Here is a 23,197-nt window from a genome sequence, read left to right as displayed (position 1 = left end):
GATCGATTTTTCTAGTCATTTGCAAAGGTACGCGTTTCTTCGATACTTACAACCCTTCCGCATTATTTTTTTATCGTTTATCCTCTTTCTTATCAATAGGATAGGTTATCCTTTACGAAACAACGGAATCCTTAAACAAATCTCCTGTTTGGGTACTAAAAAACGCAAGATTTAGACGATGGTTTAGACTAGTCGTTTTGTGCCCGATTTGAAGGGGTGAAATATTGAAGAGCTTTTAATTAACACTAGTATTAATATTAATTTTAGAATTATGAACAAAAAGTTTTCTACTCTTTTGGCGGGAGCTTTTCTGGCGACCGCTTTTTCCGCAGGTGCTGTTGCTCCTGATAAGGTGAAGACAGGGGAGTATTACTACATTGGTTCAGATGCCGGTTATCTGACAATTGGTAATAACTACAATGAGACTGCTAAGGACTCTATTATTTTTGGAGCGAAAGATGATGCTGACCTTTGGAATATCGCAAAGGCTGGTTATGATGAGGCTACTGGGGTACAGCGTTATACCATTAAAAATAAGGATGGTGTAGTTCTTTCCGTATCAAAGAGTGATAAGGCTCCTTATAGTATTCGTGGAGGAATCAGTGAATTTCAATTCAAGCCAAATGGTAGTGGTTATAGCATCGCAGCTGCAGTTAAGGCTGGTACAGTGATTTATCTGAATCCGGGTGTGGCTAAGAATGTTACGATTCCTACGACTATTGGTTCTGCTGTAAATGTGGAAGATCCTGGTTCGAAAGTGTTAACTGCTGAGAATATCTCAAAATTCTCTGTATTTACATTGATTGCTGATCCTGCGGTTACAAAGAATCCATTCGATGGTGTTGTTGTTAGAGCTCACCAAGAAGGCGAGTGGATCAAGTTTGAGGTAGCTGATAAGAAAAATTTCTTTATTGGAGTTGATACCACATTTACTACGATCCATAGTCAAGATAATGTTTTTGGTGCAATCCTGAAAGCAGACAGTACTTATGCTAGAAATGAGAAACATACTGTAAGTAATGCAGATTTTCAGTTGTTTAAGGTTGTTAAGGATCTGAAAACGGATAAAATGACATTGACTGTCAAATCAGCTCCGGAGATGAAAAGAACTAATACTAGTACTCCGTTCAGTACTAAGGATAATGCGGTGTTGAAATATGCTAAAATAGATAATTTGAACGTATTGACAGTAAGTGTTGATGAGCAGGGTGATCCTTTAGCGTTTACTCAAACTCCAGGTACTCCGGCTAGTTTGCCTAATGGTGCTGGTGTTTATTTCTTGAAGAACAAGAATACTCATAATTCAGACGGTAGTGCGAAGAATCCGAACTACAACAAGTATTATGGTGCGACAACTGCTACTACAGATTTTATCTCCTCTGTGTCTAACTTTAAGTTGGAAGGACAATATTATGTAGCAGAGGAAGATGGTCGCTATGCGGTAGTTAGCCGTATGCAAGGTTCTAGTGCTGATCCAGGATATGTGGTTGTTCCTGCTTACGAGGAAATCTATAAAGTCGCAGACAATGTCTATACATACGATCTGGATACAATCGAGTTCGTGTATGCGAAGGAGGTAACAGAGGCTAAAGATCGTTTCTTAGGTTTCAAGTCTTTCACGAATGAAGAGTGTAAAAACGAGGCTTTTGCCTTGAATTTAGTATCAGGAACGGAAGGTGTTGATGGTTTGTATGCTTATGCGAAAGATTCTTTGATCTCTATCAAATCTACAGAATTTGAGAATGCAATCAAATTTAAGGTTGATCCTGTGGCTATTGAAACGTGGTCTGTAGATAAAATTGATAATAATACTTATAGCTGGGAAAAACTTTTATCTTCTAAGAACTATTCAGACTATGCGGGTGCGCAGTCTTTAAAAGATACTTTGTCTGCGGTAGCTTATACTTTATCTGAACAGTATACGAATAATAAGGTTTCTCATGATGTTGATTATACTTATGATGCTGTTAAGTTCTTGGATCGCTCTGCAACGAAGTTTATTTTCGTGAATGGTGACAAGGCCGATGAATATAAGATGATTCCAGTTAATGTTTACTCAGAAATTAATGACGATGAGACTGAAGCGAATGAATATATTTCTTCCAGTGATAAAAAAGTTGTTTTTAATGTAAACACTGCTGCTTTAGTTTATGTATCAGAGGATGACGTTCGCGATGATTTCGTTAAATTCGAAAAAGCTCCGGCTCCTGAGTATGCGACGTTGGGCGCTCCTTCTCATAAGATCCTTTCTTCTTCAGAAGGTGATGGTAAGGCTCTTTCCATGAATCCGACTACATTGTTCGCAGAGGTTAAGACTGCTGAGCAAACTCCGTATATTGATAGCTTGTTCGGCTTGTGGATTGATACTGCTTGTGTGAAGGATATTACTAAACCATTGTATTATGTAACAACTGGTAATGGTCTTTCTGAGGTTGATCGTGAGGCTGGCTTTATGTATTATTTAGTTAATCCATATGATTCTGCTTATGTCGCTGATGATAATGGATATGGATATGCTGATACAGAAAGTGCATACTTGTATAAAGATCATAATTATACTACTTATGCAAAAGCAGCTTTTGTAAAAGCTAAGGTATATGGTACTGATTCGTTGACAATTGTTAGATCACAAGCTACTGCTGTTGATACGTTGAAAAACATGAGCGTAAATCCTGCGGCTATGGCATTTAGAACAACTGCGGCTACAGATGGTACTACAAATTTGATTGTAGAGAATACCGTTAACGTATTCAATGGTCAAGATGAGGATAAGAAACAATTATATGCTCCACAATCATATTTCTTGAAAGTTATCAATAATGTTTTGGTTTGGTCTTCTGTTCCGACTGACGCTCATTTGTTTAGTGTTGCTGCAACTGAATTATGTCCGACATCTAACGATAACGTTGAGGAAGGAGTTTCTGCTATCTCTGTAGTAGCTAACGATGGTTCCGTTACCATCCAAGGCGCTGCCGGCAAGTCTGTTGTTATCTCTAACATCTTAGGTAAGGTTGTCGCTGAGACAGTTCTTACTTCAGACAACGCTACAATCACTGTACCGGCAGGTATCGTTGCTGTAGCTGTAGAGGGCGAGGCTGCTGTTAAGGTAGTTGTTAAGTAATCATTTTATTCGAAATGATATAGTAGAGGCGGGCATGTTCCGTCTCTATCTAAATATATGAATTAAATAATTTCCATGCGATAAAGTAGCCTGCGACAGGTGAAAGCATGGTTAATACTAAAGTAAAAAAGTTCTTCCGATAGTATTTCCGTGAGGAAGGAAACCGGATAAAAAATTGGTCTCAGCGATATTCGTATATCGTTGGGACTTTTTTGTGGAAAGAAGATTTTTTACGAGAATAAATACGTATATTGCGACAGACTTATAATCTCGGAATTCATGGAATATACCTTACTGATACTTTTATTGTTGATCATGGTTTGGATAAACTTACATAATAAGATATCCAAATCCCAAGATAAAACGGAAGAATTATCGAAGGAAATCGCGGCCTTACGTAAACGCTTGGAATCCGGGAATTATCTTCCGGTGTTAAAGGAGGAAGAAAAAGAGGAGGCGAAAGCGACCTCGGAGGTATCAGCCAAGGTAAAGGAACCTGAGCCGGATATCTTGAAAGAGCCGGAAGTATTCGTACAACCAGAACCTGTTACAAGAAAAAACCTTCAGCCTCCTGGAAAGCAGAAACCTGTTAACTATGAGAAGTATATCGGAGAAAACTTATTCGGAAAAATCGGTATCCTGATACTCGTCTTAGGGATGGGGCTTTTCGTGAAATATGCGATAGATAAGGAATGGATAAACGAGACCTTGCGTACGATACTCGGCTTTGGGGTGGGTGGAGCGCTTCTATTCGTGGCTTGGCGCTTGAAGGACCCCTATCGTACCTTTAGCTCTTTGCTGGCGGGAGGTGCTTTCGCGATCTTTTATGTGACGGTGGCGATCGCCTATCATTATTACGGGTTGTTTAGCCAGACGGCCGCTTTTATTCTGCTTGTGCTGTTTATGGGGCTTATGTCGTCTTTATCTATACTCTATAACCGTAGGGAATTGGCGGTAATCGCCTTGGTTGGCGGATTTATCGCCCCATTCTTGGTGGGTAGCGGGGATGGAAGTTATTTAGTATTGTTTACCTATGTAATGATCTTGGATTTGGGGATGTTCGGGTTGTCTATCTATAAGAAGTGGGGGGAACTGCCTGTTATCTGTTTCGTCTTGACTTGGATCGTTTTTGCGGGTTATATATATGCTACGGAGTTGGATTTGATGGGAGGTGTTCAGTTAGTGCATTTGCTAGTTTTCTCTATCGCCTTCTATTTGATCTTTTTGTTATCGGTCGCCTCCATCGTGCGGATCAATGTCCGGAGGATTAATCAATATTTATTGGGAGTGATCGGGTTGAATAATTTCGTATTCTTGTTCTTTGCCCTTATCCTATTGCATAATATGTCGCTTGAGCGGAATTACAATGGTATGACAACCCTTTTTGTGGCCGCAGTCAACTTCGCTCTTTTCTTTTGGATTAAACGGAAGGGGAAACTTTTTTCTTTCTTGATGCATACTTTATTGGGGATCGCTCTTACCTTTATATCGGTGACGATCCCGATCCAATTGGAAGGAACTTTCATAACCTTGTTTTGGGCCTCGGAGGTAATGATCATCCTTTGGTTCTATAACCGTTTCCGTTTGCGGGTTTACGAGGTATTCGCCTGGGTACTTCCGGTCTTGACGTTGGGCTCATACGGAATAGACGTCTTTCGCGGGTTGATGGAGGCTGGTTCCGTGGACTCTACCCTATTTATAAATGGCCTGTTCGCTACCGGTATTTTTACGGGGCTGTCGTACTGGGTAGATGCTTGGCTGGTACGCCCTACAAGAATATCGACGAAAGGCCCTCTCTTGACGGGATGTGTCGTGTTATATATAGCCTTTATTTTCGATTTCTATTCATATATAGATCCAGCGATCGTGTCTTTTAGCTATATCGAGACATTTACGGTAGCGGTTTTATTAGCCGTGAATGTTTTATTAGGGAGAAGTTATTTGCCTGTATCAAGAAACGCGGGAGGATACGGATTGTTCTTGGGGATATCTTTATGCCTGTTTGTCGGAATGTCTTTCTGGGTCGGGAATGAGAGCCATCTCTTTATTCCCCGGTTCCTATTGTGGGGTTCCTTGCTTTTAATAGGAGGGCATATTTTTATCTTGGGACGATATTATTATAAGGCATTTGATGCGAAAGATAAGCGTACACACGGGATGACCTTGTATATTTGTTTGCTGTCTACGATATTACTGGTAGTAGGAACGAATAATTTGTTGAATCAGTCGGGATTGCCGGACGAGTTAAGCGCAGGTTTCTCAGTCTCGTTGAGTCTTGCCGGCTTTATGCAAATGGCGGTGGGCATGCGATTGCACCTGAAAGTTGTCCGGATGATTAGCCTGGCTACCTTCTCGATCGTATTGCTAAAGTTAATGCTGGTAGACCTATGGCTTTTGCCTACGATCGGAAAGGTAGTCATATTCATAATCCTGGGAATTATATTGCTGGTTCTCTCTTTCCTGTATCAGAAGTTGAAAACCGTCTTGTTCGATGATCGCTTATAGGATATCCGCGAGCTTCTCCAGCCCCATGCTGTGAGAACCTTTGATCAAGACATGATAACCTTTTAACGGTTGCTTCCGAAGCATCTCCACCATTGCTTCCGTGGTAGCGAAAGGGGAGAATTCTTTGCCTACCTTGGAGAAATGCTCACCGCAGAGGAACACCTTGTCGAACCGGCCATTCTTGATCTGTTCGACAACTTCCGCGTGCAATTCGTCGCTGGTAGGCCCAAGCTCGCGCATATCTCCAAGGATAACGGCTTTCGGCTGTACGGGCATGGCGATGAAATTATCCAGGGCAACTTTCATGCTGCTCGGATTCGCGTTGTAAGCATCGATAATCAATTGGTTATTCTCGGTTTTCTTAAATTGGGAACGATTGTTGGTCGGCTCGTAAGCGGCGATGGCACGGCTGATGCGCTCTGCCGGGATCTTGAAGAAGCGGCCTACGGCAACGGCGGCCAATACGTTATCTAAATTATAACTACCCACCAGATGGGTTTCCACGGTGTGCAACTTTCCTTGTTGCTTCCAATTGAACACTAAGAAAGGATCGCAGCGGACTACTTGCCCGGAAGCGAAAGAATCGTTTCCGTTTCCGTATGTGATTTGCTCGATACCTTTGGCGATAGACTGAAGATGCTCGTTCTCTTTTTTGATAAATATCTTGCCTTTAGAGCGACGGATATAATCATAGAGTTCCCCTTTTGTGCGGATCACCCCTTCCAAGGAGCCGAATCCTTCCAAATGAGCGCACCCCACGTTCGTGATGATCCCGTAATTCGGAAGAGTGATATCAACCAACTCTTTGATGTCTCCCGGATGGTTGGCACCCATCTCGATAACCGCCATCTCATGGTCATGGGTCAACCGGAGCAACGTCAGGGGAACGCCGATCTGATTATTGAGATTCCCTTCGGTATATAATAAATTGAATTTCGTGGAGAGTACGGCAGCCAGTAACTCCTTGGTCGTGGTCTTGCCATTCGTTCCGGTAATCCCGATAATCGGCAGGCCCAGTACCTTGCGGTGATGATGCGCTAGCTGTTGCAGGGTCTTCAGCACGTTATCAACAAGGATCGTGCGTTCACCCTTATAATAATCGGGGTTATCTATAATCGCATAAACGCTACCGGATGCCAAGGCTTTCTCGGCATATTGGTTTCCGTCGAATTTATCACCCTTTAAGGCGAAGAAGATAGAACCCTTCGGACAGTTCCGGCTATCTGTCGTTATTTGAGGGTTATGTATAAATAAATCATAGAGGTCGATAATACTCATGACTATATTACGTTAAATATTTGTTCCTGTCTAATTCGGGGCAAATGTAGTAATTAAATAAAGAATGAAGAATCCAGACGGAGATTTTAAGAGAGAAACCTGTATCTTTGCCGGAAATAAGGAAAGATCATGTTAGATAAAACGCTCAATATTAAAGGAACACTCACTTCTTTGGCGACACCCTTGGTAATGGGAATCTTGAATATTACCCCTGACTCTTTTTATGCGGGTAGCCGTAAACAGACTGAGGCTGCTATCGAGGAGCGTATCCGGGAAATCTTGTCGGAGGGAGGGGATTGGATAGATATCGGTGGCTATTCGTCCCGTCCGGATGCGGCGGAGGTTACGCCGGAAGAAGAGATGCGTCGTCTGGAATTTGCCTTACGTATAATAAAGAAGCATTACCCGGATATCCCGGTATCCGTAGACACGTTTCGCGCGGGAATCGCCCGTCGTTGCGTAGAGGAATATGGAGTGGCGATTATTAACGATATTTCCGGCGGTGAGTTAGATGCGGACATGTTTCAAACCGTGGCGGATTTGAAGGTGCCTTATATCATGATGCATATGCGTGGGACTCCGCAAACCATGCAACGACATACCGGTTACTCGGATATGATGGAGGAGATCATGCTGTACTTTTCCCGGAAGATACGCCAACTTCGACTTTTAGGAGTGAACGATATCATCCTCGATCCCGGCTTTGGTTTTAGCAAGACATTGGAGCAGAATTACCAATTGATGAGCCATTTAAAGGAGTTCTCTATTTTTGAGTTGCCTTTATTAGTCGGAGTCTCCCGTAAAAGCATGATTTATAAATTACTGGGTGGAACCCCCGCGGATAGCCTGAACGGAACGACCGTATTGAATACGTACGCTCTCTTGAACGGCGCCAATATCCTCCGTGTACACGATGTGCGTGCGGCGGTGGAAGCCGTCCGCGTCATAGGTCAAATGACCGACAAATAATTTTCAATTTTCAACTTTCAATTTTCTATTAACTATGTGGATGCATTTCGGTATAAAAGACTTGATCGACGTATTGCTGGTGGCTTTCTTCCTGTACCAGACCTATAAGTTGATGAAAAGCTCGGGCACATTGGCTATATTCAGTGGAGTCGTATCGTTCATCGTCGTGTGGATCTTGATCTCGCAGGTATTGGAGATGCGGTTGATGGGAGCCATCTTGGATAAGTTTATTAGCGTGGGGTTCGTGGTTTTGGTAATCCTTTTCCAAGATGAGATTCGCCGTTTCCTATTGGCGCTAGGTTCGCACCGGGGCTGGAAATTTCTGGGAAAACTGTTTTCCAAACGAGGAGACGATCCGGAGAAAGAAGGGAAATTTGTCGCTCCTGTTGTTTTGGCCTGTATGAATATGGCCCGGAAGAAGACAGGTGCTTTGATCGTGATCCAGCAAGATATGGACTTATCTATCTATGAGCATACGGGCGAGATGTTCAACGCCGATGTAAATGCCCGCTTGATCGAGAATATATTCTTTAAGAACAGCCCGTTGCATGACGGAGCCATGATCATAGCCGATAACCGGATCAAGGCCGCCGGCTGTATCTTGCCGGTCGCCCAGAACGCCACCCTTCCCAAGGATATGGGATTGCGCCATCGTTCCGGATTGGGAATGGCGTTGGAGACAGATGCGTTGGTTATTATCGTTTCGGAAGAGCGAGGAAAGATCTCCGTAGCCCATAAAGGCAAGTTAAGTGTGAATGTGACAGCGGAAGAACTGCAACAAATACTCTCAGGGGAACGGGAAGTGACGAATTACTGTTAAAAGATCTGAAACTGGTATCTCGACCTGTAATTCTTTTGCCTGTTTTGTAAACTCTATATTGCATTATGCCTAATTTTGTAGCCGGATTATGATTACAATTATTAAATAATATAAAATATCTTCCGCTATGGATTTAATGCAAGACATTATTGCGCGCGCTAAAGCTAACAAGCAGCGTATCGTTCTTCCCGAAGGAACCGAGGAAAGAACCCTTAAAGCTGCCGACCGATTATTGGCCGACGGTGTAGCAGACATCATCTTAATTGGAAACCCCGCTGAAATCAAGGATTTGGCGGCAGGTCTCGGACTGAACCATATTGGTGAGGCAACCCTTGTCGATCCGAAAAATCACGAGAAGAAAGCCGCATACGCAGACTTGCTTTTCCAGCTTCGCCAGAAGAAGGGCATGACTCCCGAGAAGGCTGCGGTTCTAGTTGAAGATCCTTTGTTCTTGGCTTGCCTGATGATTAAGTCGGGCGATGCTGACGGTGAGATCGCCGGCGCTGAGAATACGACAGGTAATGTGTTGCGTCCCGCTTTGCAAATTATCAAGACGGCTCCGGGCATGAAGTGTGTTTCCGGCGCGTTCCTTATGTTCACGAAAACTCCCCAATATGGTGATGACGGTATTTTGGTATTCGCTGATTGCGCGGTTATGCCAAACCCGAACGCGGAAGAACTGGCTAGTATCGCTGTCGCTACCGCTGCTACGGCCCGTAATATCGTAGGCGTTGAGCCTCGTGTGGCTATGTTGAGTTTCTCTACGAAGGGCAGTGCTTCTCACGAGATGGTAGACAAGGTAGTGGAAGCTACTCGTCTGGCCAAGGAGATGGCTCCGGACTTGAAGCTTGATGGGGAGTTGCAGGCCGATGCCGCTTTGGTAGAGGCTGTGGGTAGCAAGAAAGCTCCGGGTAGCGAGATCGCCGGTAAAGCGAATGTCTTGGTATTCCCTACTTTGGAGGTGGGTAATATCGCTTATAAACTGGTTCAACGTTTGGGTGGAGCTGAGGCTGTCGGTCCAATCCTTCAAGGTATGGCCGCTCCGGTGAACGATTTGTCTCGCGGTTGTTCCGTAGACGATATTTATAAGATGGTAGCGATCGCATGTAATCAATCCATCGGTTTGAAATCCGTAAAATAATATACAATCCTAAACGACTCAAAATAATATGAAGATTCTAGTGTTGAACTGCGGTAGTAGTTCTATCAAATATAAGTTATTCGACATGACCTCCGGTGAGGTTATGGCTCAAGGAGGTATCGAGAAAATCGGTTTACCGGGCGCGTTCCTGAAATTGACAGACAAGGAGGGGAAGAAGGTTGTTATCGATAGAGAGATTCCCGGCCATCAACAAGGTATCGAGTTTATCCTAAGTGTATTGACCGACGCTACTTATGGCTGTATCAAGGATTATAAAGAGATTGATGCGGTAGGCCATCGTTTGGTACATGGCGGCGAGAAGTTCGCTTCCAGCGTATTGATCGATCAGGATGTGATCAATAAGGTGATCGAGTGCTCGGATTTGGCTCCGCTTCATAACCCGGCTAACTTGAAGGGAGTTCGGGCGATGGAGGCTTTGATTCCGGGTATTCCTCAAGTAGCGGTATTTGACACGGCTTTCCATCAGACGATGCCGGATTATGCTTATATGTATGGATTGCCTTACGAGATGTACCAAAAATATGGCGTACGTCGTTATGGCTTCCACGGAACCAGCCATCGTTATGTATCCCGTCGTGCTTGTGAGATTTTGAGAGTTCCTTATGAGGAGCAGAAAATCATCACGGCTCACGTAGGTAACGGTGGGTCTATCACTGCTATCAAGAATGGCAAGAGCGTGGATACTTCCATGGGCCTGACGCCGGTTGAGGGTTTGTTGATGGGTACTCGTTGCGGTGATGTAGACGCAGGTGCGTTGTCTTTCATCATGGATAAGGAAGGCATGGACGGTGCCGGCCTTTCCGACCTGATCAATAAACGGAGCGGTGTAGCCGGCCTTTCCGGTATCTCTTCCGATATGCGTGAGATCGAGGCTGCCGTGGCAGCCGGAAATCCCCGTGCGATCATGGCTTTGAACGTATATAACTATCGTATCAAGAAATATATCGGCGCTTATGCTGCCGCTATGGGTGGTTGCGATATCTTGGTTTGGACCGGTGGTGTCGGCGAGAACCAATGGGGAACCCGTCGTGCGGTTTGCGAGAACATGGAATACATGGGCATGAAGATCGATGTTGAGAAGAACGAGGGTATGCGTGGTGAGGAGATGGTAATCAGCACTCCGGACAGTAAGGTGACTATCATCGTCGTTCCTACGGATGAGGAATTCATGATCGCCGCCGATACCTTAGAGATCTTAGATAAAAAGTAAAACCAGTAAAGTTTCATATAATTTTAGCTAATCCTCGCAGCTTACAGAACACGGGATTAGTGTTTAGATCGCCCCGACACCGGTTGGGGCGATCTTTTTTGTTTATTGTTGTATACTATAAGATTAATTCCTAATTTTGTAAAAATGATTCATTATGAGGGCTGCGGCAGAATATAAAGAGATATTGGCTAGATTCAAGAAAGAGTTTGGTGCTCAGTTCGGGATTAAGGAACTGGGGATATTTGGTTCAGTGGCTAGAGGTGAACATAGGGAGGATAGTGACTTAGACGTATTTGTGTCATTAGAAAAAGTCTGGAGTCTTTTTGTAAATGTAAGGTGGATTTAGGCCGATTAAGAGACTCTTTACGGCCTGCGCTAAAAAATAATATTCTTAAAGACGGAATCTATGTTTGATAAGGATCTTGCGAATTATCACAAGCCTTCAATAAATCATTACTTTTGCGGAATTACATATTAAATATATACAAAACATGGCTCAATACAAACGTATCTTATTAAAATTAAGCGGTGAGTCGCTGATGGGGAGTAAACAATATGGGATCGATGAGGTTCGCTTGAATGAATACGCGGCACAGATCAAGGAGATCGCCGAGATGGGCGTGCAGATCGGTATCGTGATCGGTGGCGGTAATATATTCCGCGGGTTGAGTGGCGCTTCCAAAGGTTTTGATCGGGTAAAAGGAGACCAGATGGGTATGCTGGCGACGGTGATCAATAGCTTGGCGCTTAGCTCCGCTTTGGTTGCCCAAGGCGTGAAGGCGAAGGTATTGACCGCTATCCGTATGGAACCGATCGGCGAGTTCTATAATAAATGGCGTGCGATCGAGTTGCTGGAACAAGGCCACGTGGTAATCATGTCCGGCGGTACGGGTAATCCGTTCTTCACTACGGATACCGGATCTTCCTTGAGAGGTATCGAGATCGAGGCGGATGTCATGCTGAAAGGTACCCGTGTGGACGGTATCTATACCGCCGATCCGGAGAAAGATCCTACGGCTACCAAGTTTTCCGATATCACGTATGACGAGATTTATACCCGTGGCTTGAAGGTAATGGACCTGACCGCTACCACGATGTGTAAAGAGAACAACCTCCCGATCATCGTATTCGATATGGATACCAACGGCAACTTGAAGAAAGTGATGAGCGGAGAGAATATCGGAACGCTAGTACATAATTAATAATATACTTCGTAGCATCTTATTTCTGCAACCCGCATTGCTGTGTCATTGCACGTGGGTTGCAGCTTTACTGTACATAGGTTGCGGTACCGCTACAAAGCGGGTGCGGTAACTCTTGCCGTTTATGTTTATGAAGCATCTCCTTTTACTCTCATGGTTAACCTTGATCGTCTTGTGCGGTTGCACGATTTCAGGGAAACAGAAGAAGCACGTTATCGGCCTCTCCCAATGTATGTTGGACGATGCTTGGCGGCAGGCGATGATTAACGATATGCGTATCGAAGCCTCTAACTATGATGATGTGGAGATTATTATCAAGGACGCGCAAAACAATAACGAGACACAAATCCGGCAAATACGAGACTTGATCCACCAAAAAGTGGATGTCTTGATCATCTCCCCTTACCAATCCGAGCCGATTACGGCGGTTGCCGAGGAAGCGTACCGTGCCGGAATCCCGACGATCATTACAGACCGCAAGGTAAATACCGACCAATACACCTCTTTTGTCGGGGCGAACAATTATGAGATCGGATTGGCCGCAGGCAATTACGCCGCTAATTATCTTCTCCCGAACGCTGTTATCTTAGAGATATGGGGACTCACGCAAACCTCCCCGGCACAAGAACGGCATAAAGGCTTTGTCGATGCCTTGAAAGAGAGAGAAGACCTCTCTTTCCGGAGATTGGAGGGACAATGGCTGATCGATACGGCCCGGGTAGAACTTAAAAAACTAGAGCATCCCGAGGATGTGGATTTCGTTTACGCCCATAACGACATGATGGCTATAGCCGCCCGGGAATACTTTATGGCATGGGATTCCATCAAAGGACGGGAGTTGCGGATTATCGGAGTAGATGCCGTAGCGGGAGCCGGCTTGGAAGCCGTGGAGGATGGACGGATCAACGCCTCTTTCTTGTATCCGACAGGAGGAGAGCAAGTGGTTCGCACGGCTATGCGTATCATTCAGGGCGAGCAGGTAGATAAGTTTATCCCTCTTCGTACAGCTCCGGTAGACCACCAGTCTGCTCGCACTTTGTTGTTGCAAGCGGATCAGCTCCAGAAGTATAAGCAACGTATCGAGGCGCAACGTTCCCGTATCGATGGTTTGTCCGAGCGGTTTTATTTCCTGCAAAACTCTTTGGGCGTGATCTCTTTATTGATGGTCGGCTTTATCGTTCTTTCTATTTATGCCTTTTATATGAATCGGAAGATGAGGCAGGCGAACCGTAAGCTAATCACCCTGAACGCTGAGATTGAAGAGGTGACGGCCCAGAAACTCCAGTTCTTCACGAATGTATCTCATGAGGTTCGTACGCCTTTGACCTTGATCCTTGCCCCTTTAGACCGTTTGGTTTCCTTGCTGAGAGAATCCCCTTATGCCCCGGATTTGCAGTTGATCCAAAAGAACGCCAACCGGTTGTTGCGTGTGATCAATCAGATACTGGATTTCCGGAAAGTGGAAAACAGGCAAGAGAAACTGAAGGTACGGAAGATCGACTTGGTCCCTTTCATTGGCGAGATCAAATCTTATTTTGATAGCATGGCTTCGGTGCGCACGATCTCCTATACGTTCGTTTCCTCGATGAGATCTTGTGATTTATGGATTGATCCTGATTTATTGGAGAAGGCATTTGTCAATCTTCTCTCGAACGCTTTTAAATTCACGCCGGAGGGTGGTAGCGTACGGATAGAGCTGACGGAAGAGGAAGATCGGGTCTTTATACGGGTTACTGATACGGGAAGCGGTATCCAACCCGGTAACCTGCCGCATCTGTTCGATCGTTTCTATACGGAGGACCGGTCGATGGGAACCGGGATCGGGTTGCATTTGGTAAAAGAATATATATGTATGCACGGAGGAGAGATCCGTGTGGAGAGCGAACCGGGACAAAGGACTGCCTTCACGGTTTACCTGCGAAAAGGAAAGGCGCATTTCGCGGATAGCGACCTGATAGAAACGTCCGTATCCCATCAAGCTTATGAAGCTTCCCGGTTGGATGACTCGGAAATCAAGGAAACGCTCGCAAAGACTTACCCCTATACGGTACTTATCACTGAGGATGACGATGAGGTACGGGGATTTCTGGAACGTGAGCTTGCTCTCCATTTCAAGGTGCGGACAGCTACGAACGGAAAGGATGCGTTGCGGGTATTGGAAGAGGAGGAGATATCATTGGTATTAAGCGATGTGATGATGCCGGAGATGAATGGCTTCGAGCTTTGCCGGACAATCAAGTCTCAACTCCCCTTTAGCCATATCCCGGTGATCTTGCTAACAGCCTTGACAGATGAGCGCCAACGGATTTTCGGTATATCCGGTGGTGCCGACGGCTATATACAGAAGCCTTTTAATATGGATTACGTGAAGATAAAGATTATCCGTTTATTACAAGAGCGCCAGAAGTTACGGGAACGTTTGTTGGAGAAGTTGCGGGATAATAAGCTCCCTTTATCCGAGCCGGAAAAGGTGGAGAGTATCGATGATACTTTCCTGCGTAAGTTCGTAGAACAGATCGAGGCGGTTTATGCGGATCCTGAATATAATGTAGAGAAACTAAGCGAGACCTTGGGATTATCCCGGGGGCACCTTCACCGGAAGATCAAGGAGCTTACCGGAACCACCCCGGTCGAGTTCCTGCGTAACTATCGCTTGAATAAAGCGACCCTGTTGTTGAGGCAAAATACGTATACGGTGAGTGAGATCGCTTATCGGACCGGTTTCTCTTCGCCGGCTTATTTCTCTAAATGTTTCAAGGCGATCTACGGTGTTACGCCTACCGAATATCAATAACATTTGTACGATCTTTATCACAAATGTCATATCTCCTCACCTTTAAGGGATAAACATTTTTCTATCCTAAAGAATCCCATTAAATTTGGCAGAGAATCAAACATTATTATCCTTTAATCCGTTCATTTATGAAACAAACAAAGAGACTTCTTAAAAGTTTATGTATGGTTGTCGGTGTCGTTTTATTAAGTACTGTCGATCCGTTGGCTGGATATGCGGCAGATCCGACTCTAGATATAAAGCATCTAGGCGAAGGGCAAAGTATTGTCCGTGTGGATGCGCAAGCCAAGTATTTGTTGCTTCCGGTAGAGGAATCCTCGCCGGAATCCAAGCTCTATATGATTATTGATAATGACGTGGTACAGACGATAAATGTTCGTCTGGCTGTTGATAAGGTGGATTATTTCGTACCGGTAGATCTTTCCGGATATGCAGATCGGCCTATCACTTTCAATTTCCAGCTTATTCCGGAATCGGCTCTCTGCTGGAAAGAGATGAGATTGTCCGATCAGTTTGACTCCACAAACCGTGAGAAGTACCGTCCGGCCTATCATTTCTCGCCGGCTTGGGGATGGATGAATGACCCGAACGGCATGGTGTACAAAGATGGCGAGTATCATCTGTTTTATCAACATAACCCCTACGGCTCCATGTGGGGCAATATGCACTGGGGGCATGCGATCAGCAAGGATTTGATTCATTGGGAACACCTACCGGATGCGATTGCCCCGGATGCCTTGGGTACGATCTTTAGCGGTAGCTGTGTGGTAGACAAGGATAATACCGCCGGGTTTGGAGCTGGCGCTATCGTGGCTTTCTATACCTCGGCCAGTGATCGGCAAGTGCAAAGTATGGCTTATAGTCTGGACAACGGGCGTACGTTTAAGAAATATGACCGGAATCCGATCCTGACCTCTACGCAACGTGATTTCCGTGACCCGAAAGTTTTCTGGCATAAGGAATCCAATAAATGGATCATGGTGCTGGCCGTAGGACAGGAGATGCAACTCTATTCTTCTCCTAATTTGAAGGATTGGACGTACGAGAGTAGTTTCGGGGAAGGACAAGGAGCGCATGCGGGTGTTTGGGAATGTCCGGATTTGATCGAGCTTCCGGTGAAGGGCACTGAGCTAAAGAAATGGGTGTTGATTTGTAATATTAATCCCGGCGGTCCGTTTGGCGGTTCCGCTACCCAATATTTCGTGGGTACGTTCGATGGGAAACAGTTTGTGAATGAATCTCCGGCGTTGACCAAATGGATGGATTACGGTAAGGATCATTATGCGACAGTTACTTGGAGTAACGCTCCGGGAGACCGGAAGATCGCCTTGGCTTGGATGAGCAATTGGGAATATGCGAATAACGTACCGACCTTGCAATACCGGAGCGCGAACTCGGTTCCTCGCGACTTGGTTCTTTATACGAAAAACGGACAGACGTATTTAAGTAGTACCCCGTCTCCCGAGGTGTTGAAGTTGAGAGGGAAAGCCCGGAAGAAGGGTTCCTTTAAGGTAGACCGTTCCCATGAGGTCGATCCGATTCTTTCCGATAATACGGGAACGTATGAGGTCGAGATCAAGTTTAAGAATAACGGAGCCGATATCATGAGTTTCCAACTGTCCAACTCGAAAGGAGAGGAAGTGGAGATGCATTATAATCTTTTGGATAATACCTTTACGATGGATCGCCGTAATAGCGGGATCACGGATTTCAGCAAGACATTCGCTACGGCTACTTCAGCCCCGATTTCTGCCGCTAAGGAATATACGTTGCGTTTGCTGGTAGATAAATCAAGTATAGAGGCTTTCGATGGGAATGGGGAGTTTGTCATGACCAACCTTGTATTCCCGGAAGAACCCTATAACCGCATTCGTTTTAATGCGAAGGGAGGAGCGTTTACGGTTACGTCATTAACGATCTACCCTCTCAAATAATTATACCTTGTATGGTTGTTTTTGATACTACCCAGTTGTAGAGATGGGGCGTGCCCCGTCTCACCACATACCGATAGTATTATTAATTGCCATTTTAGTTACCATTTTGACAGGATGAGACGGGGCACGCCCCGTCTCTACAACTAGATGAAATTAATTTTAAAAATATAGATATCATGGAAAAGAATAAACCAGTAGTAGTAGGCATTGGAGAGTTGTTGTGGGATGTTTTCCCGGATGTAAAGAAAGCCGGTGGAGCTCCGATTAATTTTGTTTATCACGCTACCCAATTAGGAGCGGAAGGTTACGCGATCAGCGCCGTGGGCAACGACGTGTTCGGAACCGAGATCATTCAGGAACTGGATAAGAACGGTATCGATAGTAATTATATCAGTACGGTGGAATATCCGACCGGAAGCGTGGTGGTAGAGCTGAAGAACGGCATTCCTACTTATACGATCATCGAAGGTGTGGCATGGGATCATATCCCTCTTACACAAGCGTCTATCGACTTGATGAAACGTGCGGACGCCGTATGTTTCGGCACGTTGGCGCAACGTGCCGCAGAATCCCGAGAGACGCTTCGTACCCTGCTTTCGTATATGCCCGACCATGCCTTACGCTTTTTCGATATCAATATCCGTCAACATTTCTATTCGAAGGAATTGATCGAGTCGTTGCTAGAGTTGGCGAACGTATTCAAGATCAATGATGAGGAGCTGGAAATGCTTCGCTCGATGTTTGGCTTGGAAGGTACGATTGAGGAAATCTGCCTTTGGTTTATGAAAAAATACGATCTTCATTATTTGGTTCTTACCGCTGGAGCGGAATATAGCACGATCTATTCCGAGACAGAAATGTCTTCAATCCTGACACCGCAAGTGAAAGTAGTGGATACGGTAGGTGCCGGCGATTCTTTCTCCGGAGCTTTTATCTCTTCCATCCTGAAGGGAAAATCTTTGTCTGAGGCTCATGAGAAAGCGGTGAAAGTAGCCGCATATGTTTGTACTCAAAATGGTGCGTGGCCCGCTTATCCTGAAAACTTGTAAGTCATGAAAGAAAAAGAAAAGGTTTCATCGTTGAAATTGATCCCCGTGATGTTGGCGTTCTTCGCCATGGGATTCGTGGATTTAGTGGGTATCGCCTCTAATTACCTGAAAGCGGATTTGGGCCTGAGTGATTCGGAGGCGAATATCTTCCCCTCGCTCGTGTTCTTCTGGTTCTTGATCTTTTCCGTCCCGACGGGTATGTTGATGAACCGTATCGGACGGAAAAAGACCGTGTTATTGAGCTTGATCGTAACATTTCTTTCGTTAATGATCCCGATCTTTGACGATGCGTATATGGTTATGTTGATATCCTTCTCTCTGCTAGGTATCGGCAACGCTTTAATGCAGACTTCCTTGAACCCGTTATTATCGAATATCGTAAGCGGGGATAAGCTAGCTAGTTCCTTGACGTTCGGCCAGTTCGTGAAAGCGATCGCCTCTTTCTTAGCACCTTATATCGCTATGTGGGGTGCTACCCAGGCGATACCGTCGATGGGGCTTGGTTGGCGTGTCTTGTTCCCGGTTTATATGGTGATCGCCGTGATCGCGATCCTGCTATTGGGAGCTACCTCTATCCACGAGACCAAGGAAGAGGGACGACCTTCTACCTTTGGCGAGTGTCTGGCTTTGCTGGGCAAACCTTTTATCCTGCTTTGCTTTATCGGTATCATGTGCCATGTGGGGATTGATGTCGGGACGAATACGACTGCCCCGAAAATCTTGATAGAACGTTTAGGCATGACCTTGGCCGATGCCGGTTTCGCCACGAGCCTGTATTTCATCTTCCGTACGGCGGGATGTTTCTCCGGTGCTTTTATCTTGCGAAAGATCTCTCCGAAAGGATTCTTTGCCTTTAGTGTCCTCTTGATGCTGTTGGCGATGATTGGTTTGCTGTTATTCCATTCGAAAGAGATCATCTATGTTTGTATTGCCTTGATCGGTTTTGGCAACTCGAATGTCTTCTCCATCATTTTCGCCCAAGCCCTGCTTTCTATGCCGAATAAGCAGAATGAGGTATCCGGCTTGATGATTATGGGATTATTCGGTGGTACGATCTTCCCTATTTTTATGGGAGTGGCATCCGATATGTTGGCCTCTCAGATAGGGGCGGTGCTGGTGCTGTGCGTGGGTGTGGCCTATTTGTTATTCTTTACGCCCAAATTGAGTAAACATTGATAGATACTTATTATGCGGTAAGATCAATCTTTTGTTAGGGAGTATTTTAATTATATGTTTGCGAAGTTAGAAATCTTTATTACTTTTGTTAATTAAAAGATTCGCAAACAAAAAACGTATAATTTATGATAGATACGAAACAATTGATCAAAGCAGGGGAAGAGAAGATGACGTTCGCCATTGAGTATCTGGACGAGCAATTGTCTCACATTCGGGCAGGTAAGGCCAATCCGAAAATCCTCGATTGTGTGAAGGTAATGTATTACGGGGCGCCTGTTCCTCTTACCAACGTGGCTACGGTGACAGTTCCGGACGCACGGACTATCATGATCACTCCGTGGGAGAAGAAGATTATCCGCGATATCGAGAAAGGAATCTTGGATTCAGAGCTGGGTATCACACCGGAGAATAATGGAGAGGTGATCCGTTTAGGTATTCCTCCGTTGACCGAGGAGCGCCGCCGTCAATTGGTGAAACAATGTAAGCAGGAGGCAGAGAACGCAAAGATCAGTGTCCGTAACGCTCGTCGCGACGCAATCGACGCTTTGAAGAAAAGTATCAAGTCTGACGGTGTTCCCGAGGACGTAGAGAAAGACGCCGAGGCAGAGGTTCAGAAAATCCATGATAAGTTTATCAAAAAGATTGATGAACTTTACGCTGCTAAAGAAAAAGAAGTAATGACTGTTTAAATAATTGAAAGTTGAAAATTGAGAATTGAAAATTAAGGAATTCCATAGGGCCCTTATTCCAATTCTCAATTTTTAATTCTCAATTTTCAATTCTCATGAGGGGACTGGTAATAAAAAACACAGGTAGTTGGTATACGGTTCGTACAGAAGACGGACGGGATATAGAAAGTAAGATCAAAGGAAACTTTCGTCTGAAAGGCATAAGGAGTACCAATCCGGTTACGGTAGGAGACCGTGTCGTAATCAATATAAATAAGGAAGGAACCGCTTTTATTACTGAGATTGAGGAGCGTAAGAATTATATCATCCGCCGTGCCTCTAACTTATCGAAACAAGCGCATATTATCGCGGCAAACCTAGATCAGGCGATGCTGATCGTTACGGTAAATTATCCCATAACAACAACAATATTTATTGATCGTTTCCTGGCGACCGCAGAGGCGTATCGTGTCCCCGTTAAATTGGTTTTCAATAAGATTGATCGTTATAATAATGAGGATCAAAAGGCGTTGGAGAAATTAATCGAGTTGTATACCTCGATTGGTTATCCTTGTTCGACATTGTGTGCCCGGACAGGGGAAGGTCTGGATGCCTTGACAGCGGATCTGAAAGATAAGGTTACGCTTTTGTCCGGTCATTCAGGTGTTGGAAAATCCACGATTATCAACAAGCTTGTTCCGGGCGTTAATCTTCGTACTGGAGATATTTCCGAATATCATAACAAAGGTATGCACACGACTACCTTCTCCGAGATGATACCTCTTCCCTATGGAGGCTATTTGATCGATACTCCGGGTATCAAGGGATTCGGTACAATTGAAATGGCAGATGCTGAGATTTCTCATTATTTTCGGGAGTTGTTCAAATACTCGGAAGAATGTCGTTTTAATAACTGTACGCACCGTCATGAACCGGGTTGCGCTGTCATTCAAGCCGTTAGTGATGGGCTGATCAGCGAGTCCCGCTATAAAAGTTATCTGAGTATCTTGGATGACCGTATGGAAAGTAAGTACCGGGAAGAGTTCTGACAAGTTATCACAGATTGTTATAAATCTCTGTTTTGTAAATATTTATGTGGGGTCTTGAGATCTTGCACAGGTTAGTGTCGTTATAAAAATGGCGAGTGAAAACCTTCGTTTAGACTATTCGTTTTTTTACCAGGTTTTGGTGACAAAGATAAGGAACATTTTTATTTTTCAAGCTTCGTAATTATAAGAATCACAATATATTCACAACTTAATGACTGATTTTTAACGGATGTGAGTCATCTTGATATTTTTGAATAAAAAAAACGAACGTTTATCCTATTCGTTTTGGAAGTTTTGGAGTAATCTATAGAAAACGATAAAATGAATTGGATATGATGGATTTATTTAATTATTTGTTTAGGACTGACCACAAAGATCTTTACTGCCAAATTGGAAAACAATTCGGAACCAGTGGTTTTAGGGTATATCGATTGGCTCATGGCCGTATGGCTCGGAACAGCATTGATAATCAAATACTGAATAGGTTGCTGGAACTAAGAATAATCGAGAGGATTGGCTCTCTTATTAACCGTTAAACAGCCGGTAGGCTCATGCCGGTGATTTTACGGTACAGATCGAGTGCGTATATATCGGTCATGCCTGAGATATAATCGAGTACGCATTGTATTTTACCGTATGTGGTGGGAGCTTTCGTGTCGTATTGCTCCGGTATCCGTTGTAGGAGCAGTTTGCTGTAAGCATGCTCTTGGTTCATCACGGCCTCGGTTAAGCTGTCGATTAAATGACTGAAAATGTGGTAGCCGGCCAATTCTATGTCGAGAACTTCTTTTGCCTTGTATATCTTCTTGTATGCCGTATCCGAGCATTTGGCGTATGCTTGTTTGGCTTGATCGCATATATTGCTGATCAACGGTGTGTTGTAGGTCCCGTTGAGGATGTTTTCCTCATTCTCTAGGAAGACCCGGGAACATTCATCAACTAATAATCCGATAATACAAGAACGTAAATAAGCGATTTGCTCATTGGTATCGTCTACCATACGCATGACCTTACGGATATGTTCCAACCGTTTACCTTCGAAGAATCCCAACAGCAATTGTATCGCTTCCTCGGTAGTCAGGATATGTAGCTTGCAGGCGTCTTCTATATCCATTATTTGATAACAAATATCGTCTGCGGCTTCGACCAAATAGACTAACGGGTAACGGATATATTTATCCGGGGCTTCCGGATTATGTCCGATTCCTAGCTCTTGGGCGATTTGCAGAAAACTTTTCTCTTCTGATTGGAAAAAACCGAATTTCCCTTTTTCTCCAGAATAAACAGAAGCGTAAGGATATTTGATGATAGAAGCTAATGTGCTATATGTTAAGGCGAATCCTCCTTTTCTACGTCCGATGAATTGGTGAGTTAACAACCGCATGGCGTTTGCGTTACCTTCAAAATGGATGAAATCTTCCCAGCGACCGCCTTCCTGCCGTACTTTCTCTTCCAGTTTCCGTCCGTTCCCTTCGGAAAAGTAAGCGGAGATCGCTCTCTCACCGGAATGCCCGAATGGAGGGTTTCCCATGTCATGGGCAAGACAAGCCGCTGATACGATGGAACCTATCTCCGGGAAATTGACACTGCCTTCCGGATATTTTTGTGTGAGTCCTTTTGCTACGTTATTGCCTAGAGAGCGTCCTACGCATGAGACTTCCAGACTATGTGTAAGCCGGTTATGCACGAAGATACTTCCAGGAAGGGGGAAAACTTGTGTCTTGTTTTGTAGTCTTCGGAAAGGGGATGAGAAAATCAGACGGTCATAGTCACGTTGGAAATCAGTTCTCTCATGTTTCCGCTCGTGATATTCTTCCATTCCGAAACGTTTGCCGGATAATAGCTGGGTCCAGTTCATAGTCAATACATATATTATATATGTACAAATGTAAAGATAATCTATTCAATTTGTCAAATATTGTAGAAGAAATTTAGAATTGCGGATTGTATTATAAAATGAAGGAACCTGAAAAGAGTTTCCAAAAGTTGGCAATATAAGTAAATGTCTGTTAAATGTGCTTTGTTCTTAGTTTCATTAGAACTAAGTCGTTTTTCATATTTCAACAGACAAATATACATAAAACAACTATATGGACAAGTTAAAACGCAACAAAAATAAAAGCCATATCTACTTTTTCCAGTGTGTTCGATAACACTTAGTCAATTTTTCATCATTTCTAAACGAATTAAATATATTAATTTGATTTAGTTCTAATGATACTATGTTACTATTATTATTTAAAATAAAACCGTTTAATTT

Annotated in this window: 15 protein-coding genes and 1 pseudogene; 14 read left to right on the top strand and 2 right to left on the bottom strand. The window is 44.3% G+C overall.

Annotation, left to right across the window (positions count from 1 at the left end; all coding sequences use genetic code 11):
- The first annotated feature begins 271 nt into the window (after positions 1-271).
- Together Q0110_RS14845 and Q0110_RS14840 are read left to right on the top strand one after the other, a co-directional pair.
- The gene (locus tag Q0110_RS14845) at positions 272-3,121 is read left to right on the top strand and encodes a DUF6383 domain-containing protein (protein WP_297908047.1); all 2,850 of its coding nucleotides are present in this window, start codon (positions 272-274) and stop codon (positions 3,119-3,121) included.
- A 279-nt stretch (positions 3,122-3,400) separates the two neighbouring features.
- Positions 3,401-5,626: a DUF2339 domain-containing protein gene (locus tag Q0110_RS14840; RefSeq protein ID WP_297908045.1), complete on the top strand. Its 2,226-nt coding sequence runs from the start codon at positions 3,401-3,403 to the stop codon at positions 5,624-5,626.
- Here the strand turns inward: Q0110_RS14840 and murF are convergent.
- Entirely contained in the window at positions 5,621-6,904 is a 1,284-nt protein-coding gene (murF, locus tag Q0110_RS14835; RefSeq protein ID WP_297908042.1) for a UDP-N-acetylmuramoyl-tripeptide--D-alanyl-D-alanine ligase, read from the bottom strand. The two genes, Q0110_RS14840 and murF, sit on opposite strands and share 6 nt — an antisense overlap.
- A 129-nt stretch (positions 6,905-7,033) precedes the next feature.
- Here murF and folP point away from each other — a divergent pair, with 129 nt between their 5' ends.
- From folP to rsgA, 12 genes and pseudogenes are all read left to right on the top strand, one after another.
- Positions 7,034-7,873, top strand: coding sequence for a dihydropteroate synthase (gene folP, locus Q0110_RS14830; protein WP_297908039.1), 840 nt, complete (start codon positions 7,034-7,036; stop codon positions 7,871-7,873).
- Positions 7,874-7,907: 34 nt separating this feature from the next.
- A complete protein-coding gene (gene cdaA / locus Q0110_RS14825; RefSeq protein ID WP_297908036.1) occupies positions 7,908-8,693 on the top strand; it encodes a diadenylate cyclase CdaA in 786 nt (261 codons plus the stop codon).
- A 127-nt stretch (positions 8,694-8,820) separates the two neighbouring features.
- Entirely contained in the window at positions 8,821-9,834 is a 1,014-nt protein-coding gene (gene pta, locus Q0110_RS14820) for a phosphate acetyltransferase (RefSeq protein WP_297908033.1), read from the top strand.
- A 28-nt stretch (positions 9,835-9,862) separates the two neighbouring features.
- On the top strand, positions 9,863-11,065 hold the full coding sequence (locus Q0110_RS14815; RefSeq protein WP_297908029.1) for an acetate kinase: 1,203 nt from the start codon (positions 9,863-9,865) through the stop codon (positions 11,063-11,065).
- Between the two features lie 154 nt (positions 11,066-11,219).
- A pseudogene (locus Q0110_RS14810) lies at positions 11,220-11,479 on the top strand (nucleotidyltransferase domain-containing protein).
- 77 nt (positions 11,480-11,556) lie between these two features.
- On the top strand, positions 11,557-12,267 hold the full coding sequence (pyrH, locus tag Q0110_RS14805) for a UMP kinase (protein ID WP_297908026.1): 711 nt from the start codon (positions 11,557-11,559) through the stop codon (positions 12,265-12,267).
- Between the two features lie 130 nt (positions 12,268-12,397).
- Complete coding sequence (locus Q0110_RS14800; RefSeq protein ID WP_366139684.1) at positions 12,398-15,061, top strand: substrate-binding domain-containing protein; 2,664 nt, start codon at positions 12,398-12,400, stop codon at positions 15,059-15,061.
- 128 nt (positions 15,062-15,189) lie between these two features.
- Positions 15,190-16,995, top strand: coding sequence for a DUF4980 domain-containing protein (locus tag Q0110_RS14795; protein WP_297908021.1), 1,806 nt, complete (start codon positions 15,190-15,192; stop codon positions 16,993-16,995).
- 176 nt (positions 16,996-17,171) lie between these two features.
- A complete protein-coding gene (locus Q0110_RS14790; protein ID WP_297908018.1) occupies positions 17,172-18,044 on the top strand; it encodes a carbohydrate kinase in 873 nt (290 codons plus the stop codon).
- A 3-nt stretch (positions 18,045-18,047) separates the two neighbouring features.
- Entirely contained in the window at positions 18,048-19,220 is a 1,173-nt protein-coding gene (locus Q0110_RS14785) for an MFS transporter (RefSeq protein WP_297908015.1), read from the top strand.
- A 125-nt stretch (positions 19,221-19,345) separates the two neighbouring features.
- A complete protein-coding gene (gene frr / locus Q0110_RS14780) occupies positions 19,346-19,909 on the top strand; it encodes a ribosome recycling factor (RefSeq protein WP_297908012.1) in 564 nt (187 codons plus the stop codon).
- A gap of 95 nt (positions 19,910-20,004) precedes the next feature.
- Entirely contained in the window at positions 20,005-20,937 is a 933-nt protein-coding gene (rsgA, locus tag Q0110_RS14775) for a ribosome small subunit-dependent GTPase A (protein WP_297908009.1), read from the top strand.
- A 532-nt stretch (positions 20,938-21,469) separates the two neighbouring features.
- Here rsgA and dgt read toward each other — a convergent pair.
- Positions 21,470-22,795, bottom strand: coding sequence for a dGTP triphosphohydrolase (gene dgt, locus Q0110_RS14770; protein ID WP_297908006.1), 1,326 nt, complete (start codon positions 22,793-22,795; stop codon positions 21,470-21,472).
- Between the last annotated feature and the right edge of the window lie 402 nt (positions 22,796-23,197).

Origin of the sequence: uncultured Parabacteroides sp. (assembly GCF_947855115.1) — a bacterium.
In the GTDB taxonomy this organism is placed as follows: Bacteria; Bacteroidota; Bacteroidia; order Bacteroidales; family Tannerellaceae; genus Parabacteroides.
The sequence above is the reverse complement of the archived record's forward strand: the minus strand, read 5'-3'. Positions and strand labels throughout refer to the sequence as shown.

Coding starts and splice junctions, on each gene's coding strand:
- Q0110_RS14845 (WP_297908047.1), top strand. CDS start 272: ATGAACAAAAAGTTTTCTACTCTTTTGGCGGGAGCTTTTCTGGCGACC.
- Q0110_RS14840 (WP_297908045.1), top strand. CDS start 3,401: ATGGAATATACCTTACTGATACTTTTATTGTTGATCATGGTTTGGATA.
- murF (WP_297908042.1), bottom strand. CDS start 6,904: ATGAGTATTATCGACCTCTATGATTTATTTATACATAACCCTCAAATA.
- folP (WP_297908039.1), top strand. CDS start 7,034: ATGTTAGATAAAACGCTCAATATTAAAGGAACACTCACTTCTTTGGCG.
- cdaA (WP_297908036.1), top strand. CDS start 7,908: ATGTGGATGCATTTCGGTATAAAAGACTTGATCGACGTATTGCTGGTG.
- pta (WP_297908033.1), top strand. CDS start 8,821: ATGGATTTAATGCAAGACATTATTGCGCGCGCTAAAGCTAACAAGCAG.
- Q0110_RS14815 (WP_297908029.1), top strand. CDS start 9,863: ATGAAGATTCTAGTGTTGAACTGCGGTAGTAGTTCTATCAAATATAAG.
- pyrH (WP_297908026.1), top strand. CDS start 11,557: ATGGCTCAATACAAACGTATCTTATTAAAATTAAGCGGTGAGTCGCTG.
- Q0110_RS14800 (WP_366139684.1), top strand. CDS start 12,398: ATGAAGCATCTCCTTTTACTCTCATGGTTAACCTTGATCGTCTTGTGC.
- Q0110_RS14795 (WP_297908021.1), top strand. CDS start 15,190: ATGAAACAAACAAAGAGACTTCTTAAAAGTTTATGTATGGTTGTCGGT.
- Q0110_RS14790 (WP_297908018.1), top strand. CDS start 17,172: ATGGAAAAGAATAAACCAGTAGTAGTAGGCATTGGAGAGTTGTTGTGG.
- Q0110_RS14785 (WP_297908015.1), top strand. CDS start 18,048: ATGAAAGAAAAAGAAAAGGTTTCATCGTTGAAATTGATCCCCGTGATG.
- frr (WP_297908012.1), top strand. CDS start 19,346: ATGATAGATACGAAACAATTGATCAAAGCAGGGGAAGAGAAGATGACG.
- rsgA (WP_297908009.1), top strand. CDS start 20,005: ATGAGGGGACTGGTAATAAAAAACACAGGTAGTTGGTATACGGTTCGT.
- dgt (WP_297908006.1), bottom strand. CDS start 22,795: ATGAACTGGACCCAGCTATTATCCGGCAAACGTTTCGGAATGGAAGAA.